Raw genomic sequence first — 17,460 nt, 5'->3', positions numbered from 1 at the left:
GGCTATTTCCCTCCCTTCTGGCCGGCCTTCAGGTCGTGGGGGATCACGCTGCGGTTCCAGTCGGGGGCGATGAACTGGCCGTCCCTGATCAGGCTGTTGGCGTAGGTCAGCACGTCGCGGATGTCCGGCGTGGTGCTGGTCTTGCCGCCGTAGGCGCGGGGTTTGCAGATCAGTTGCACGGCGTAGGTGCGGATCACCGCCGGCGACACCGAGTAGTTGGCCGAGACCGCCGAGGGCGATTCCAGCGCGGTGCAGCGGGTATTGCCGGGGGCCTGGGCGGTGAGCGGGATGCCCTGTTGCGGCTGTGGCGCGAGCGGTCCGGTGATGGTCAGGGCGCCGTCGCGGAACACCACGCTGTAGTTGCTGCCGGCCTCGAAGGCCTGGCCCTGGCCGATGGCGTAGCTGCCGGGCTCTTCGCCCGGGGCGCGGCTCAGCGAACCCCTGGCGACGTCGGCCGGGTCGCCGTTCTTCAGTCCGCTGACCGAGTAGGTCAGCCGCGGGTCGGGCTGGCCCTGGGCCTTGCGCTTGTCGTCGGCGCTCACCACCAGCGGCGCCGGGGTGATCTGCAGGTTGCCCTCCTTGAATACCAGGCTGTAGTTGCCGCTGCTCAGGCCCAGGTTGCCCTGGCCGATGGCGTAGCCCCGGGGCCGCACGTTCTCGCCGCGCTCGCGCTGCAGGCCGCCGTTGAGCACGGCAGCGGCGCTGTCACCGTTCTTCAGCCCGCTGACCGAGTAGCTCAGCGCCGGGTCGGCATCGCCGTAGACCTTGGTCTTGTCGTGGGCGATGACTTCCAGTTGCGCCGGGGTGATGTGCAGCAGGTTGCCTTCGAAGCTCAGGCGGTAGTTGCCGTTCAGGCTGCCGACGCCACCCTGGCCGATGGCGTAGTCGCCGACGTTCTGCCCGGGGGCGCGGTTGAGGTTGCCGCCCACCAGGTCGGCGGCGTTCTCGCCGAACTTTTGCCCGCTGACCTGGTAGGTCAGCGCCGGGTCGGCGTCACCATAGACCTTGGACTTCTCGTCGGCCCTGACCTTGAGCTCGGCCTGCCGGACGCTCAGGGTGCCTTTGTTGTCCTCCAGCCGATAGCGGCCCTGGGCGCGCTGGTCCTGGCTGACGTTGTTGTCGATGGCGTAGCCGCCGGGCCTCACGTCGCTGTGTTCGGTGGCCGTGGTGGTCGGCGTGCCGACCTGGGTGCCGTCGCGGCCGAGCTGCTGGTTGACGTAGTCGTCGACGCCTTTCACCGCCTGGGCGTTGGCGTCGTACTCGGTGCGGTTGGTCAGCGTGGGGTTGCTGTCGCCGTAGGTGCGCGCCTGGTCGTCGGCGGTGACGGTGATCGTGGCCGGGGCGGCGCTGTTGAGGATCACCCCGGGCTCGTTGGTCTTGTCCACGGTTTCGTAGAAATGCACCCGGGCGCGCTCCAGTGTCTGCTCGCCGGGCTGCAGCGACGGGCCGTTCTGATCGGCTTTCTGCAACCAGGGGGTGTCGTTGACCAGGGCGCCGATCAGCGCTTCGACGGTGTTGTACTTGCCGCCGAGGTTGACGACCAATTGTTGGCTGCTGCCGTCCTGGGCGTTGTGCTGGATCTCCTTCTGATCGGTGGCGCCGGGGATGTACTGGTAGGGTTCCACGCCCCAGCCCGCCGTGCCGAAGGTGGACACCACCTCCAGGCCGCCGTTGGCGCCGAAGGCGAAACCCACTGGGAGGGTGGTTTCCACCGGGCTTCCGCCGGGGTCGGTGCGGGTCACCTTGGTCAGGCTGGGGTCGGCCGCATCGGGTGAGATTTTCCAGAGCACGCCGGCCGCGTCGGTGAAGCTCAGGCCGTTGACCAGGTAGTCCGAACTGTCCAGGTAGTTGAGCAGCAGGGCCGGATCGAGCTCGCGGTAGCCGCCGCTGCCGTCCGGGGTGACGAAGCCGGTGGCCTCGAACACCAGGTAGTCGAAGGCGTCGCCGTTCTCGGCGCGCAGGGTCACCGAGCGGGTCGCGGAGCCGTAGGTTGTACCGGGGTCGGCCACGATGTCCTGATAGCCGCGATACTCCAGCTGCTGGGCGGTGACACCGCTGAGGCTTTCGTTGGAGTAAGGCGAGGCCACGCTGCCGGTGGTGGTGGTGCCGCTGGCGTTGGTCTGGTTGAAGCGGAAGATGCCGTTGCTGGCCTTGCCGGCCAGGGTGCCGGCGTAGTTCAGGTTGCTCTCCATGCGCACGCTGGCGCCTTCCAGGGCCACCTTGTCGCCCATCAGCGCGGTGCCTTCCTGCTGGACGATGGAGGCGACGTTGGAAGTCTTCAGCCAGGCGATGCCCTGGCCGACGTCGATGATCGCGCGCTGGCCGTAGCTGTCGCCGGTGTTGTTCAGGCGGATGTCGCCGGTGGCGGCGATGAACAGGTTGCCGTCCTTGAGCAGGATGGGCGCGTTGATGTACACCGAGCCGCTGTCGTTGGAAAGGTCGGCGCCGGCGTAGGCCTGGCCCTGGCGCGGGTTGCCGGTGGCGATCAGGGCCAGGGTGGCAGGGTTGCCGTTGCCGTCCTGGCCGATGTTGGTGGCGACGATCGCCGAGTTGACGTTGATGCGCTGGCTGGCGCTGACCTCGACGTTGCCCGATGCCAGCCCATTGACGATGGCCTGGGCGGAGACCTGCCACAGGTCGGCCGTGCTCGGGCCCTGGGCGGTGCCGCCGGTGACGCTGGTGCCGGGGTCGGCATCGGCGTCGGCGACGATGTTCACCGTCTCGGGGTCCAGCAGCCATTTGCCGACGACCTTGCCGCCGGTGTCGACCTTGGCGTCGCTGGTCACCCGCAGTTGTCTGCCGGAAGTCTCCACCACCCCGCCGCGCTGTTCGCCACGGGCGCTGGCGCTGCCGGCGAAACTGGTCTGGCCGTTCGACCAGACCACCACCTGGCCGCCGTCGGTCCTGCCATCGGCCCTGAGCTGAGCGCCCTTGGCCACGCCGGTGGACTTCGCCGCCGGCTCGGGGCCCTTGCCCTGGTAGCTGCCGCCGACCAGCACCTTGCCGCCGGCACCCTGGCTGCCGGAGGCGTCGATCCTGGCGCTGCCGGCGAGGTTCACCGCGTCGCCCAGCACCTTGACGCTGCCGCCGCTGGTGCCCCTGGCGCTGAGGGTGCCGGTCACGTTGGTCTGCGCCGCGTTGCCCAGGACGATGCTGCCGCCTTGCTCGCTCACCGAGTCGGCGGCCACCTTGCCGCCGAGGTTGATCACCGAGTCCAGGTGCCTGGCCGCGCGCTCGGCGCTCATGGCCACCACGCCGTTGCCGACGTCGATCTCGCCGCTGTTGTGCACGCCGCCAGTGACGTCGGCGTTGACGCTGTCCTTCTCGCCGGGGCTGCCCTGGACGGCGATGTTCATCAGCCCGTCGCCGTGGAAGTCGAGGGTCGCGCGCGGGCCGGTGGCCAGTTGCACGCTGCCCTTGCGCGCCTGGATGACGCCGTGGTTCTCCACCTGGGCGCCGAGCAGGGCGACCATGCCGTTGTCGTGCACGGTGATGCGCCCGTGGTTGCTGACCACGCCCTTGAGCTGCAGGTCCAGCTTGCCGCTGCGGGCGAACTCGCGGGCCTGCTCGTCGGTGAGGAAGCCGGCGCTGGCCACCAGGGCGCTGGCGGATATGCGCGAGTTCGGGCCGAGCCAGATGCCGTTGGGGTTGACCAGGATCAACTGGCCGTTGGAGGTGACGGCGCCGTAGATCTTCGACGGATCGCTGCCGATCACCCGGTTGAGGGTCACCGAACGGCCGTCGGGCTGGCGGAAGGTGATGCTGTTGTCCGGGCCGACGTTGAAGCGCTGCCAGTCGATGGCGGTGCGGGCGCTGGAGGTGTTCACCTCCATGTTCGGCCCGTTCCGGGTGATGCTGGCCTGGCCGCCGACCACCTGGCCGCCCTCGGGCAGGGCGTCGGCCTGGGCCTGCAGCGATAGGCCGGCCGAGGCCAGGGCTATCGCGACGCAGAGCGTGTGCAGCGGCAGAGGGGAGGGGCCGCGGTTCCCCGAATGGCGACGTTTCATCGCTTGTCTCCTAGGAAATTTACTAGGAGAAAGCTTTGGGGAATTCCCTGCGGGGATTAATCAGGCGCGCCACGAAAGGCTTGTAGTGCTTCCCTGAGACGTCAGGGCTGCCGCGCGCTGCGGGGGAGTTCCAGATGCAGTTCGACGTGCAGCTTCGCGCCGTTCTGCTCATGGACCTGCAGGTTGCCGCCGAGCAGGCCGACCAGCGTCTCGGCCAGCACCAGGGCCGCGACGAAGGGCGGCACGCGCGCCGGCAAGGGCCCCGCCCGCAACGAAAGCCGCCAGTGCAGGCGGGCGCCGGAAACCTCGATGGCCTTCGCCGCCAGGTCGACCTGGCCGGCGCCCAGGCTTTGCGCATACAGGAGCAGGGCGCCGACCAACTGGCGGTAGCGCTGCGCGTCCACCCAGGCCCAGGGCTGCGTCCCGGCCTTCTGCAAGCGGCAAGCCGGCGCTGCGGGGGTGGCGAGGGCCTGCTCGGTCAAGGCATCCAGATCGGCCCGACTGGGCATGGGCGTCATCTGGCCCAGTTCCAGGCGGGCCAGGTCGGTCAGCAGCTCGATGTCGCCGCGCAACCGGGCCAGGCCCTGGGCGAGGGCGTCGTCCTGGCCGGGCTGCTGCAGCGCCGCCAGCTCGCGCAGGGCCTGTTCGCCGAAGTCGACCAGGTAGCGTCCGCGCTGCGAGCGGATGCTGCGGACCTGTTCCAGGCTGTCGCGCAGCATCTGGATCTCCTGGTCCTGCTCGCCGATGTCGACGGCCGAGCAGAGCATGCCGATGAACCCGCCATCCTCGCCGCTGACGGGGATGCCGCCCTGCTTGAACACGTGGCGCACGCCGTTGATGTGGACCACGCATACCGTCATGTACGGGATCCTGGCCTGCACCGCGGCCTGGAAGGTCTTGCGCACGTACTCCAGGTGCTCGGCGTCCACCACCCCCAGCTCGCTGATGGTGCTGCCCGCGACCTGGTCATGGCCGAGGCCGGTCAGCCGGAGAAAGGCCGCGTTCGCCGCCAGCACGCGGCCTTCGCCGTCGCGCAGGCTCACCGGGTAGGGGACGCGGTCGATCAGGCTGTCGAAAGACGGCAGGGCGCCTGCCTGCGCGGGTGCGTCGCCCGGGCGCTCCACCAGCCCGTGCTGCGCGGCGACCTGGATCAGCTCGACCAGCGAGCTGGTGTTGGTCTTTTCCAGCAGCCGGGCCTTGTAGGTGCTGACGGTGCGGTCGCTGATCGCCAGTTCGGTGGCGATGTCCTTGACCCGGTAGCCGTCGGCCAGGTAGTGCAGGACCGTGATTTCCCGTGGCGTCAGCACCTCGGCCTGGGCGGCGCCGTGGGCCGCCGCGCCGATGGGTTCCTGGTGCAGCGCGCCGACCTTGAAGAAGGTGCGCCCGGCCAGCACCGCCGACACCGCTTCCAGCAGCGGCGCCCGGGTGTCGGACTTAGCGACGAAGCCGGCGGCGCCGCACTCCACGCATGCGTGCTCGTAGACGTCCGCCGGCAGGTCGGTGAACACCAGCACCTGGGTACTCTCCTGGCGGGCGCGGATACGGCGGATCACGTCCAGCCCGCCGAGGCGCGGCACCTTGAGGTCGAGCACGACCAGCTCCGGCGCCAGCCGCCGGCACAGGTCCAGGCCCTCGACGCCATTGTCGGCCACGCCGACGACCTGGTGGCCCTGGCTTTCCAGCAGGGCCCTGGCGCCCACGCAGGTGATGGGGTGGTTGTCGATGATGATGATGCGGCTCATCCCTCTGCCCGCCGTGCGATCGGGTTCCGGAAGGATAGTTCAGGCGCGCTTGGGTGGTGCGTGGAGGAATCCCCGTCCATGGCGTAGAGGCTGATCCTTGCTGGGGCTGCACGGCCCCTGGTCCGCAACGCCGCATCCTGTCAGGCTAACTCCTTCCATGCCGCAACCAGGGAGTGGCCCCATGCGCTTCGATTGGCACAGCCAGCCGATCACCCGGCAGACCCCGGTCGATCCGGGCTACCGCAACACCCAGAACGTCCGCCGCTTCCTGCGCGAGCAGTGCGGCGAGGGCTTTCGTTTCGAGCGTGCCTTCATGGCCTGGATACGCAGCGGCGCCCCAGCGACCATGGGCGAGGTGGTGGACGAATGGCTGCGGCGGCACGGCCCGTAGGGGCGCGTTCGCCCCGGCTCAGTCCAGCCAGCTGTGCCAGGCCAGGCGCACCGCGCCGTCGCGCAGCGGTAGTACGGTGAGGTTGTCTGCGCCGCGCAGTTCCGTCAGCACCCGTTCCCAGGCCTTGGCGTCGTCGCCGGGGATGCGCTGCAGGGTCAGGCCGGGGCGCTGGCGGGCGTCGTGGGCGGCGATCTGGGCGTTAACCCGGGCGGAGAGCTGCTGGTAGGTATCGGCGTGCATGGTGTCCCCCTGGCGTCTGGGAAGTGGCTGATTGGCTCTGTGGAAAATACTGTATGTGCATACAGTATTGCTGTAAAGCCTCTCTTACGACGAGAAGATGACCGGCGTGGGGGCGGGCGCGCGCGCCTGCGTTTGCACTGAACTCCCGCGCGCCGCAGCGGCCCTACCTGCACAGGGCGCAGTGGCCAGCCATGGGTCGCTGCGCTGTTCGCAGCCAGGAGGAAGAAGAGGACGGCCGCATGAGCACGCCCGCCCCCGTGTACCGCACCGACCTGCCCGCGCGGCTAGACCGCCTGCCCTGGGGGCGCTTCCACAGCCGGCTGGTGGTGGCGCTGGGCATCACCTGGCTGCTGGACGGGCTGGAGGTGACCCTGGCCGGCGCGGTGGCCGGCGCCCTGAAGGCCAGCCCGGCGCTGCGCCTGGACAATGCCGGGGTCGGCCTGGCCGGCGGCGTCTACATCGCCGGCGCGGTGCTGGGGGCGCTGCTGTTCGGCTGGCTGGCGGACCGGCTCGGCCGCCGCCGCCTGTTCTTCGTCACCCTGTTCGTCTATGTCGGCGCCACGGCGGCCACGGCCTTCTCCTGGAACCTGTGGAGCTTCCTGCTGTTTCGCTTCCTCACCGGGGCGGGCATCGGCGGCGAGTACTCGGCCATCAATTCGACCATCCAGGAGTTCACCCCGGCGCGCTTCCGCGGCTGGGTGGACCTCGCCATCAACGGCACCTTCTGGGTGGGCACGGCGCTGGGTGCCCTGGGCTCGCTGGTGCTGCTCGATCCGCAGCGGGTCGGTGGCGACCTGGGCTGGCGGCTGTGCTTCGGCATCGGCGCGGCGCTGGGCCTGGTGATCCTGGCGATGCGCCTGTGGCTGCCGGAAAGCCCGCGCTGGCTGCTGATCCACCAGCGCCCCGAGGCGGCCAGGCGCATCGTCGAGGGCCTGGAGGCGCAGCTGCGCGCCCAGGGGCACGTGCTGGCGCCGGTGGCGCCTGGCCAGGCGCTGTGCCTGCGCGGGCGCCACCACACGCCGCTGGGGGAGGTGGCCGCCACGCTGTTGCGCCGGCACCTGTGTCGCTCGCTGGTCGGATTGACGCTGCTGGCCGCCCAGGCCTTTTTCTACAACGCCATCTTCTTCACCTATGCGCTGGTGCTGGGCGAGTTCTATGGCGTGCCGGGGGAGCGGGTCGGCTGGTATATCCTGCCCTTCGCCCTGGGCAATTTCTGCGGGCCGCTGTTGCTGGGGCGGCTGTTCGACGTGGTGGGGCGGCGGGTGATGATCAGCGCCACCTATCTCATCTCCGGCGTGTTGCTGCTGGCCAGCGGCTACCTGTTCCTGCGCGGCTGGCTGGACGCGACGCAGCAGACCCTCGCCTGGACGCTGATCTTCTTCTTCGCCTCGGCCGCGGCCAGCTCGGCCTACCTGACGGTGGCCGAGACCTTCCCGCTGGAGATCCGCACCCTGGCCATCGCTGTGTTCTATGCCCTGGGCACCGGCCTGGGCGGCATCGCTGGGCCGCTGCTGTTCGGCCAGTTGATCGAGACGGCCAGCCGGCAGAACCTGTTCATCGGCTACGGGATAGGCGCCGGGCTGATGGTGTTCGCCGGGCTGGTGCAGGCGCGCTGGGGCGTGGCGGCCGAGCGCCGCGCCCTGGAGGCCGTGGCGCCGCCGCTGTCGCTGGCGGCGCAGGAGGACGGTGCTCCGGGGCGGGCGAAGATCCCTCGCTAGCGACCCTGGTGCAGGCCGAAGGCGGCGACCTGCGGTGCGCGGCGCTGGCCGGCGCGCACCAGGGCGAACTCGTTGCCCAGGGCGCGGCTGAGCGCGCGCACGGCCGGTTCGCTGGTGATCAGTTCGGGCTGTACGCCGGGGATGGTGAAGTGCGTTCGGGTGGTGACTCGGCTGTCGAAGTGGAGGGTGAGCTGGCCGTCCGCCTCCCGCGAAATGCGGCATTCGTAGAACGGCAGGTATTGCTCGAGGATTTCGGCGATGCGCTCCGGGCTCATTGTTCGATTTCCTGTCGGTAGGTGGAGTGGGATGTGCTTCGCAGGGCCGTCCCTGGTGCTTTCGCCCTGTGCCGGCGAGACGGCCACGTCTGCCCGGCGGCCCTGCGAGCCGCCATGGGTGCTGCCGTCCGCTGCTGGCGCCCTAGCGGTGGCCCAGGTCCATGATGATGATGAGGGCCGCCACGGCGATGATCAGCAGGATGAAGAAGGTATTCATGGCCCGCGCCTCCCCGGTAAGAGCTGAACAGTCGAGGGTGCCCGTTCGCAGGAGTTCACAAAGTCTTGCCCGGCGGTCAGGCGTGGCGGCCCATGGGGCCGCGTGGCCGCTGCGCTTCGCCGACGGAGCCGCTGCCCCGTCTCTGCACCGCATGGCCGGATGATCGACTACCGCGCAGGGCAGGGCATGTTCACCAGTATTGACCTGCCGGTGGTTTCCCACTCGGCCGTATGTCGCCGGGCTTGCATTCCGGCCGCCGCCGGCCTAAAAGCGAATCCCTTCAGCGCGCCGCCGCCCCGCCGGGCAGTGGCCGGCCACCGGAGCAGCAGAGGAAGAAGCCCCCATGACAGCGGTCAGCACCCGCGAACACTGGATCGACACGCCGCTCGGCCGGCTCTTCGCCCGGCGCTGGACGCCGACTGGGGGCGGCGCCGCGGCGCCCATCGTGCTGTTCCACGACTCCCTGGGCTGCGTGGCGCTGTGGCGCGAATTCCCCGAGCAACTGGCGCGGGCCAGCGGGCGCGAGGTGATCGCCTACGACCGCCTGGGCTTCGGCCAGTCCGACGCCCACCCGGGGACGCTGGCGCGCGGCTTCGTCGAGGACGAGGCGCGGCAGGGCTTCGCCGCGTTGCGCGAACAACTGGGCTTCGAGCGCTTCGTCGCCTTCGGCCACAGCGTTGGCGGCGGCATGGCGGTGGGCTGCGCGGCAGCCTTCGGTATAGCCTGCGAGGCGCTGGTGCTGGAGTCGGCCCAGGCCTTCGTCGAAGACCGTACCCTGGAGGGCATCCGCGCCGCCGAGCGCGACTTCGCCCGGCCAGGCGGACTGGAACGCCTGGCGAAATACCACCGCGACAAGGCGCACTGGGTATTGCGGGCCTGGGTGGATACCTGGCTGTCCGATGCCTTCGGCGACTGGAACCTGGATGCCCAGCTGGCGCGCCTGCAGTGCCCGCTGCTGTGCCTGCACGGCGAGCAGGACGAGTTCGGCTCGGCCCGCCACCCCGAGCGCTTCGTTGCCCGCGCCGCCGGGCCCGCCGCCATGAAGCTGCTGGCGGATTGTGGCCACGTTCCGCACCGGCAGAAGGCCGCCGAGGTGCTGGTGCAGGTATGCGCCTTCCTGGGCTGAGCGAGGCCGGCGAGAGGCGCGCCAGAGCCCTCGCGGACACCCGCCGTTGCGTTACAGGCCGCGCCAGCCGTGGGCTGTGGCGGAATCAATATGAATGATCCACCAGCGCGGCGGTCTACAGAACCGAGCGAAGCCGGCCGGCAGCGCCGCGAACAGGCGTGGCGCGCCAGGTGCCGGCGAGTGAGGTCGATCATGCGCTGGACAGTCCGGGTAGCGTGCATCGTCGCCTTGCTGTTCGGCGCCCCGGCATTCGCCGGGCCGCTCGGGCAGAAGGCCGCGGTGGCGGAGAACAAGGCCGAGGTGCTTGAGGAGCAGGCGGCCGAGCAGGGGGCGAGCGGCACGGCCGCCCAGGTCAGGCCCATCACCCGCAGCGAGGCCCGCGCCGTGGACCCGGCCGGGGAGGCGCCGCTGGACGACGCCATCACCTGCCTGGCCCGTTCCGTCTATTGGGAGGCCAAGGGCGCATCGCGCGGGGACATGGAGGCGGTGGCCAACGTGGTGATGAACCGGGTGGCCAGCAAGGACTTCCCCGATACCGTCTGCGCCGTGGTCAAGCAGGGCTCGGAGAGCAGGAGCTGCCAGTTCTCCTGGTGGTGCGATGGCCGCCCCGACCAGGTGGTGGAGGAAAAGCGCTACGACCTGGCCCGCGACATAGCGCGCAAGGCGCTCAACCGCCAGTTGCCCGATCGCACCGACGGCGCGCTGTACTTCCACGACCGCCACGTCAGGCCGTCCTGGGCGAGGACCTACCTGAGGACGGCGCGGACCGAGCATTTCCTGTTCTACAAACCGCGCCTGGGCGGCGAGCCGATAGCCCGCAGCGGGGCGGGACGGCGTCCGTGAGCGGGAGCGGCGGTCTTGCCGGGGGGCGGGGTTTGTCTGCGATAGCCGGAGGTTCCTGTGCGGATCGCGGATAAATCCGCTCCTACGGTTTGCCCCTTGCACCGTCCCTCCCCGTAGGAGCGGATCTTATCCGCGATCCGGCCGGCAGGCCGGCGTGTATCGGTGACCGCGGACGGAGTCTCATACCCCTGCCATTCCCATGTAGGAGCGCGCCCTGCGCGCGATTCGCGGGCAGGGCCCGCTTACAGGGAGGGTGCAAGGGGTTGGCCGGCGTGTATTGGTGATCGTGGATTAGGGTACGAGCGGGCACGGCTTCTCGTAGGAGAGAGCTTGCTCGCGAACAAGCCCCGTAGCGGAGTCTGTTCGCGAGCAAGAACCAGGCGTCCCTCTCGATCCTACGAAGAGCACCTCGGCGCAGCCTGCAAGGCAGTTGCTCCTACGGGGCTCCGGGGGCGTTACATGGAGTACTTGACGCTGAACATCAGGTTGCGCGGCTCGCCGTAGTTCAGGTTGCCGAAGCTGATGCCGCTGTAATAGTACTTGTCGAAGATGTTGTTGAAGTTGACGCGGGTGTCGATGTTCTCGCTGACCCGGTAGCCGAGCATGGCGTCGACCACGGTGTAGCCGCCCTGCTGGAAACCGGTTTCCGTATCTTCGGTCTTGCTCTGGGTGGTCAGGTTGCCGCCCACGCGCCATTTGTGCAGGTCGCCCGGCAGATTGTAGGTGGTGGCCAGCTTGAACAGGTGGCGCGGCTTGCTCGGGTCGAAGGGCTTGCCGACGTTGGATTCGTCGGCGTCATGCTTGTACTTCGCGTCGACGTAGGTGTAGCCCACCATCGCCTGCCAGCCTTGGCTCAGCTCGCCGCTCAGTTCCATGTCCACGCCCTGGCTGCGGACCTTGCCGGAGGCGCGCTGGCAGTAGTCGAAGGAGCTGGGGTTGGCCGGGCACGGGTTGGGGCTGCTGGTGTCGTCGGTGGCGCGGTTTTCCTGGTCCACCTGGAACAGCGCGATCTGCGAGTTCAGCGCGCCGCCGAAGTGCTCGCCCTTCAGGCCGATCTCGTAGTTCTTGCCGGTGATGGGGGTGAGTACGTTGCCGGTGGCGTCCAGCGTGTCCTGGGGTTTGAAGATGTCGGTGTAGCTGGCGTAGACCGAGTAGGTGTCGTTGAGGTCGTAGATCACCCCGGCGTAGCGGGTGACCTTGCGGGTGACCTTGAAGACGTCGGTGTCGCCGTGGGCGTCGGCCTCGTACCAGTCCAGGCGGCCGCCGAGGATCACCTTGAGCGGGTCGGCGATGTTCAGCCGGGTGGTGACGTAGGTGCCTTTCTGCTCCTGGTCGAGCTTCATGCCCCAGAGGTTCATGTCGATGCTCGGCTTGAGGGTCGAGGCCGGGTCCCACTGCGTCGGGTCCATTTCCCCCAGCGGTGTGCCGTCCTTCTTGAACAGGTCGCCCCAGCCGCCGTGGCCGTCGAAGCGCTCCTGGCGGTAGCTGGCGCCCACCACCAGTTCGTGCTCGCGGCCAAGCAACTGGAAGGGACCGTTGGCGAAGGCGTCGTAGCTTTCGTGGTCGTCGGTGTAGTCGTACTTGCCGGCGCCCTGGGTCATGGTCGGGCAGTCGTAGGTGTAGTAGCAGCTGTTGTACAGGCCGAGCATGTTGATGCGCGCCCACAGCTTGTCGGCCGCCAGCTTCATCTGCCAGCCGTTGTCGAAGCGGTGGGTCAGGTCGCTGAACAGGTGCGTGGTCTTGGTATCCCAGTAGGACCAGTCGGCGCCGTAGTAGTCGGAGCGTTTCAGGTCCAGGTGGCGGCCGCCCAGCGGGGCGGGCAGGCCCACCCAGTTGTCGTTGCGGTTGTCGTCCTGGTAGGAGGCGCCGATGGCCAGGGTGGTGTCCGGGCTCAGGTCGGCCTCGGTGATGCCGTAGAGCACGCCGCGCTCGCTGCTGACGTAGTCCTGGAAGCTGTCCTTGGTCTGGTAGGCCATCACGGCGCGGCCGCGCAGGGTGCCTTCGCTGTTCAGCGGGCCGGAGACGTCGGCCTCGCTGCGGTAGCGGTCCCAGGTGCCGGCGCTGCCCTCCAGGCTCATGTGGAAGTCCTGGGTGGGGCGCTTGCGCACCATGTTGATGGCCGCCGCCGGGTTGCCGGCGCCCTGCATCAGGCCGGTGGCGCCGCGCACCACTTCGACGCGGTCGAACATCGCAAGGTCCGCCGCGGAGATCACGTCCTGGGTGTAGGTGGAGATGCTGGTGGGCAGGCCGTCGTACATGATGTTGTCGACGTCGAAGCCGCGCGAGGCGTAGCTCACCCGCGCCGGGCCGTACTGCTGGACGGTCAGGCCGGTGACGCCCTTCACCGCGTCGTTGAGGTCGTTCATGCCCTGGTCGTCCATGCGCTGGCGGGTCACCACGCTGACCGACTGCGGCGTCTCGCGGATCGACATGGGGATCTTGGTCGAGGTGCGCATGGCCTTGGTGGTGTAGGAGCCGCTGCCTTCGGTGGTGGCGGCTGCGGCGGGGTCCTGGGTACCGAGTACCTCGGTGGCGCCCAGGTCCACACGGTCATCCTTAGCCGCGGCCTGGATGGCCAGGGGGAGGGCGGAGAGGCTTAGCAACAGGGCGCTGGATACTACTTGTCTCATTTTGCAGGGTCCTGGTCGGATGTAAGCCGCATGAGGCCGTGGCAGAGGCCGGCTGCGATTCTTGTTTACGTAGGAAATCGGAGAGGGATTTCTCCGCCGGCAAAATGGTAAGGAAAGGTAAATATGTTGTAAATAAAAACAATTAGCATTTACAGATTGTCGCCAAGGTGGCCTTGAGGGGCGGCTGTTTCCAAGGAGGGATCATCGCGGACGGAGTCCGGGGGGAGCACGGACGTAGGAGCCGTGCCCACCTGCAATGTAGGAGCAACCGTCTTGCGCCGAGGTGCTCTTCGTAGGATGGGTTGAGCTTGCGATACCCATGCTGCCGTGGTGATGGGTATCGCTTCGCTCAACGCCATCCTACGAAAAGCCGTGCTTCCTGGAACCGTAGGCGCGGACTCCGTCCGCGATTGGCCACCGGCCATGCGAGTCGTCGGACATCGGTGCTCCGGCCAGCGGCGGATAACCGCGAACGGTTATTCGCCCTACGCGCTGTCGGCAGAGGAGGATTCTTCCTGCGACCGGGCTTTCATTTCCGGCTGAGGGGGAATGTCGTAGGCGTTTGGTGTGGGGCAGGTCGGCTACCCATGCGCCTTACATGGCGCTACTTGCAGCGCGTACCGCAGGTAGCCGTTGGGTGAGGTGCCCAGGTGGCGGAAGCCTGCCCGTGGCCTCGTCAGCCTTGTGCCAGCGGCGGGGTGCGCGGCGGGACGATGCGGCGCTTGCCGGTCGACTCGAAGGCTGCGGCGAAGCGCAGCAGGGCCGAGTCGTCGTAGGCGCGGCCGGCGAAGGTCAGGCCCACCGGCATGCCGATGTCCGCCATCACGCCCATGGGCACCGTCACCGTGGGCACGCCCAGGTGGCGGATGGCGAGGTTGCCGTTGGCGACCCACACGCCGTTGCTCCAGGCGATGTCCGCCGAGGCCGGGTTGACGTCGGCGTCCGCCGGGCCCACGTCGGCCACGGTGGGGAAGAGCACGGCGTCGAGGCCGAGTTCGTCCATCCAGTCTTCCAGGTCGAGCTTGCGCGTCTTCTCCAGGCCGCGCAGGCCATCGGGCAGGGTGGCGATCTGGTCCCAGGGCTTGATGCCGCGCTGGGCCATGCGCACGTATTCGTCCATGCCGGCGGCGAGGTCGCCCTCGCGGTTGGGCAGGGTGCCGGGGTCGTGGGGGAAGATCAGCTCGCCCTGCACGTCGGCCAGGCGGTTCAACTTGGGATCGCCGTTGGCCCGCAGGAAGTCGTCGAAGGCCCAGCCGCTCAGCTCCCACAGCTCGTCGTGGAGGAACTCCTTGGAGACGATGCCGCGGTTGAACACCGTCGGCGCGCCGGGGCGGTCGCCCTCGCAATTGGAAACCAGCGGGAAGTCCACCTCGACCACTTCGGCGCCGGCCGCTTCCAGGGCCTTGCGGGCCTGTTCCCAGAGGGCGATCACCGAGGGCCGGGTGTGGATGCGCTGCCCGGTCGGGCCACCGATGCCGGGGTTCTCGCTGGTGCCGGCCGCTTCATCCTTGTTGATGAACATGCGCGGCACGCCGAGGCGCTTGCCGGCCAGGGCGTCGGCCTTGGCGGCCAGTTCCAGGTAGGACGCCGGGCGCACCGAGGCGACGTCGGGGATCGGCACCCAGGGTTGCAGGCGCCACAGGTCGCCGCGCTTGTCGGCGTCCTCGGCCACCACCGCGTCCAACACTTCCAGCAGATCGGCCATGGTCCGGGCGTAGGGCACCACCACGTCCATGGTCGGCGTCAGCGGCCAGTTGCCGCGCACCGAGATCACCCCGCGCGACGGGGTGTAGGCGCACAGGCCGTTGTTCGAGGCCGGGCCGCGGCCGCTGGACCAGGTTTCCTCGGCCAGGCCGAAGGCGCAGAAGCTGGCCGCGGTGGCCGTGCCCGCGCCGTTGGATGAGCCGGAGGCGAAGGGCGCGGTGAGGTAGGCGGCGTTGTAGGGGCTTTCGGCGCGGCCATATACGCCGCGCTGCATGCCGCCGTTGGCCATGGGCGGCATGTTGGTCTTGCCCAGGCAGATGGCGCCGGCGGCGCGCAGGCGTTCGATGGTGAAGGCGTCGCGGTAGGCCACCAGGTCCTTGAAGGCCGGGCTGCCGGAGGCCGCGGTCAGGCCCTTCACCAGGTAGCTGTCCTTGGCGGTGTAGGGGATGCCGTCCAGCGGGCCCAGCGTCTCGCCCCGGGCGCGGCGCGCGTCGGAGGCCTCGGCTTCCGCCAGCGCATCGGGGTTGCGCACCACGACCGCGTTCAGCGCGGTGGGGGTGTCGGCGCCGTCGTAGGCGTCGATTCGCGCGAGATAGGCCTTGACCAGCTCGACCGCGGTGGTGCGGCCGGACTCGAGCGCGTCGCGCAGCTCGGCAATGGAAACCTCGGTTACCTCGATCATGCTGTCACCGCCGCTTGCAGGTGGGTGGTCGCGAAATCGGCTTTCATACTGTCCTCGTTCACTTCTTGTTCGGCACCCCGGTTTCCGGGGCAGGCCGCCGGGCACTGGGCCGGCGGCAGTTGATCAGTGTATCAGTGGCGGGGACCGGCGGCTGCCGTCATCCGCTCGTGCTCCTGCGCCCGCCTGCAGTACCCTGGCCGCCCGCTTTATGAACGAGAACACCGCGATGCCCGATGAAGACCGCAACCCGCTGCTGATCGATGGCCCGGCAGGCCGGATCCAACTGCTCATCGACGCCCCGGCCGGCCCGCTCCGCGGCGTAGCCATGGTCAGCCACCCGCAGCCGCTGCTCGGCGGCAGCCCACGGCACCTGGTGCCGCTGACCCTGGCGCGGCGCCTGAGCAAGGCCGGCTGGCTGGCGGTGCGCCCGAGCTTCCGTGGGGTGGACGGTACCGAGGGCGAGTACGCCGAGGGCATCGGCGAGGCGCAGGACAGCCAGGCGGTGGCTGCCTATCTGCGCGAGCGCTACCCGGACCTGCCGCTGGCGCTGGTGGGCTTTTCCTTCGGCGCCTACGTGTTTGCCCGCACCGCCCGCGACCTGGCGCAGCCGGCCGAGGCCGTGGTACTGATGGGCCTGCCGGTGGGCACGGTGCCCGGCGGCCGGCACTACGAACCCATGGCGCTGCCGGCGGACTGCCTTCTATTGCACGGCGAGGCCGATGAAATGGCGCCGCTGGCCAATCTGCTGGACTGGGCGCGGCCCGAACAGCGCCCGGTCACCCTGTTCGCCGGCGCCAACCATTTCTTCAAGGGCTGCCTGGACCGCGCGGTGGACCAGGTGCTGGCCCACTTGCGCAGCGTGGAGCGGCCGCTGGGCTGAGGTGCCTCAGCCGGCCTTGGCCGTGCGCACGGATGCAGGGCGCGCGGCGAATGCATCGCCTTCTCGGAGAGATATCGCGGGGATGCAGCGGGAGGGGAACTTGTTGCCGTAGAGATGTCTACAGAAGCGGTTCCCCGCCCCGTCGGCATCGGGCGATGCTTCAGCGGTGGGGTGGGGAATCACCTCCCTGGCCTCGGGCAGCAGCCCTACGGCCCGTTCTATATATAGATGAGCGTGTGCGCCTGAATCGGCAGCGAGAAGCATCGCTTTGAAAGAAGCTGTTGACAGCTATTCGGATGTCTATATAATTCGCCGCCCGTCAACTGGCAAAGCCCACTGGGTTTTACATAAGACGCTGAATTTAAAGAAAATATTTTTTAAATCAGGTATTGACGGGAAGCGAGGTTGCTGTAAAATGCGCGGCCTCGGTTGAGACGAAAGCCTCAACCAACTGCTCTTTAACAAGTCGAATCAAGCAATTCGTGTGGGTGCTTGTGAGTTAAGACTGGTGATCGCAAGATTATCAGCATCACAAGTAACACTCGTGAATTCGAGAGTTTTTTGCGATTGCTGAGCCAAGTTTAGGGTTTTCTCAAAACCCGATCAGTATTGAACTGAAGAGTTTGATCATGGCTCAGATTGAACGCTGGCGGCAGGCCTAACACATGCAAGTCGAGCGGATGAAGGGAGCTTGCTCCCGGATTCAGCGGCGGACGGGTGAGTAATGCCTAGGAATCTGCCTGGTAGTGGGGGACAACGTTCCGAAAGGAGCGCTAATACCGCATACGTCCTACGGGAGAAAGTGGGGGATCTTCGGACCTCACGCTATCAGATGAGCCTAGGTCGGATTAGCTAGTAGGTGGGGTAATGGCTCACCTAGGCGACGATCCGTAACTGGTCTGAGAGGATGATCAGTCACACTGGAACTGAGACACGGTCCAGACTCCTACGGGAGGCAGCAGTGGGGAATATTGGACAATGGGCGAAAGCCTGATCCAGCCATGC

Annotated in this window: 11 protein-coding genes and 1 rRNA gene; 6 read left to right on the top strand and 6 right to left on the bottom strand. The window is 68.3% G+C overall.

Translation table 11 applies throughout. The annotated features are described in order from the left end of the window. Positions 1 to 2: 2 nt before the first annotated feature. The gene (locus tag QSJ95_RS19490) at positions 3 to 4,007 is read right to left on the bottom strand and encodes an MBG domain-containing protein (RefSeq protein WP_285644664.1); all 4,005 of its coding nucleotides are present in this window, start codon (positions 4,005 to 4,007) and stop codon (positions 3 to 5) included. A 101-nt stretch (positions 4,008 to 4,108) separates the two neighbouring features. After that, positions 4,109 to 5,749, bottom strand: coding sequence for a response regulator (locus QSJ95_RS19485; RefSeq protein ID WP_285644662.1), 1,641 nt, complete (start codon positions 5,747 to 5,749; stop codon positions 4,109 to 4,111). A 181-nt stretch (positions 5,750 to 5,930) separates the two neighbouring features. Here QSJ95_RS19485 and QSJ95_RS19480 point away from each other — a divergent pair, with 181 nt between their 5' ends. Beyond that, entirely contained in the window at positions 5,931 to 6,140 is a 210-nt protein-coding gene (locus QSJ95_RS19480) for a DUF6434 domain-containing protein (protein WP_009620151.1), read from the top strand. Positions 6,141 to 6,158: 18 nt separating this feature from the next. On the opposite strand, the gene QSJ95_RS19475 is transcribed toward QSJ95_RS19480, so the two are convergent. Then, a complete protein-coding gene (locus QSJ95_RS19475) occupies positions 6,159 to 6,380 on the bottom strand; it encodes a DUF1654 domain-containing protein (protein WP_269963280.1) in 222 nt (73 codons plus the stop codon). A 239-nt stretch (positions 6,381 to 6,619) separates the two neighbouring features. Here QSJ95_RS19475 and QSJ95_RS19470 point away from each other — a divergent pair, with 239 nt between their 5' ends. Beyond that, positions 6,620 to 8,098: an MFS transporter gene (locus QSJ95_RS19470; protein ID WP_285644658.1), complete on the top strand. Its 1,479-nt coding sequence runs from the start codon at positions 6,620 to 6,622 to the stop codon at positions 8,096 to 8,098. Here the strand turns inward: QSJ95_RS19470 and QSJ95_RS19465 are convergent. Continuing rightward, positions 8,095 to 8,373, bottom strand: coding sequence for a hypothetical protein (locus QSJ95_RS19465; RefSeq protein ID WP_009620156.1), 279 nt, complete (start codon positions 8,371 to 8,373; stop codon positions 8,095 to 8,097). The two genes, QSJ95_RS19470 and QSJ95_RS19465, sit on opposite strands and share 4 nt — an antisense overlap. A 560-nt stretch (positions 8,374 to 8,933) precedes the next feature. Between QSJ95_RS19465 and QSJ95_RS19460 the strand changes: the two genes are divergently transcribed. Both QSJ95_RS19460 and QSJ95_RS19455 read left to right on the top strand, forming a co-directional pair. Continuing rightward, entirely contained in the window at positions 8,934 to 9,716 is a 783-nt protein-coding gene (locus tag QSJ95_RS19460) for an alpha/beta fold hydrolase (protein WP_285644655.1), read from the top strand. Between the two features lie 192 nt (positions 9,717 to 9,908). Next, complete coding sequence (locus QSJ95_RS19455; RefSeq protein WP_285644653.1) at positions 9,909 to 10,559, top strand: cell wall hydrolase; 651 nt, start codon at positions 9,909 to 9,911, stop codon at positions 10,557 to 10,559. A 455-nt stretch (positions 10,560 to 11,014) separates the two neighbouring features. Here the strand turns inward: QSJ95_RS19455 and QSJ95_RS19450 are convergent, their stop codons facing one another. Both QSJ95_RS19450 and QSJ95_RS19445 read right to left on the bottom strand, forming a co-directional pair. Then, entirely contained in the window at positions 11,015 to 13,189 is a 2,175-nt protein-coding gene (locus QSJ95_RS19450) for a TonB-dependent siderophore receptor (protein ID WP_281688090.1), read from the bottom strand. A 676-nt stretch (positions 13,190 to 13,865) separates the two neighbouring features. Continuing rightward, positions 13,866 to 15,575 carry an amidase gene (locus QSJ95_RS19445; RefSeq protein ID WP_285644650.1) on the bottom strand — a complete coding sequence of 570 codons (1,710 nt, stop codon included), beginning with the start codon at positions 15,573 to 15,575 and terminating at the stop codon, positions 13,866 to 13,868. A 226-nt stretch (positions 15,576 to 15,801) separates the two neighbouring features. Between QSJ95_RS19445 and QSJ95_RS19440 the strand changes: the two genes are divergently transcribed. Then, a complete protein-coding gene (locus QSJ95_RS19440) occupies positions 15,802 to 16,455 on the top strand; it encodes an alpha/beta hydrolase (RefSeq protein ID WP_043312699.1) in 654 nt (217 codons plus the stop codon). A 611-nt stretch (positions 16,456 to 17,066) separates the two neighbouring features. Then, a 16S ribosomal RNA gene (locus QSJ95_RS19435) occupies positions 17,067 to 17,460 on the top strand; the annotation flags it as partial.

The organism is Pseudomonas sp. NBRC 100443, from assembly GCF_030268185.1.
Lineage (GTDB): Bacteria > Pseudomonadota > Gammaproteobacteria > Pseudomonadales > Pseudomonadaceae > Pseudomonas > Pseudomonas citronellolis.
Note: the sequence above shows the minus strand (reverse complement) of the source record. Positions and strands in the feature narration are given on the sequence as shown.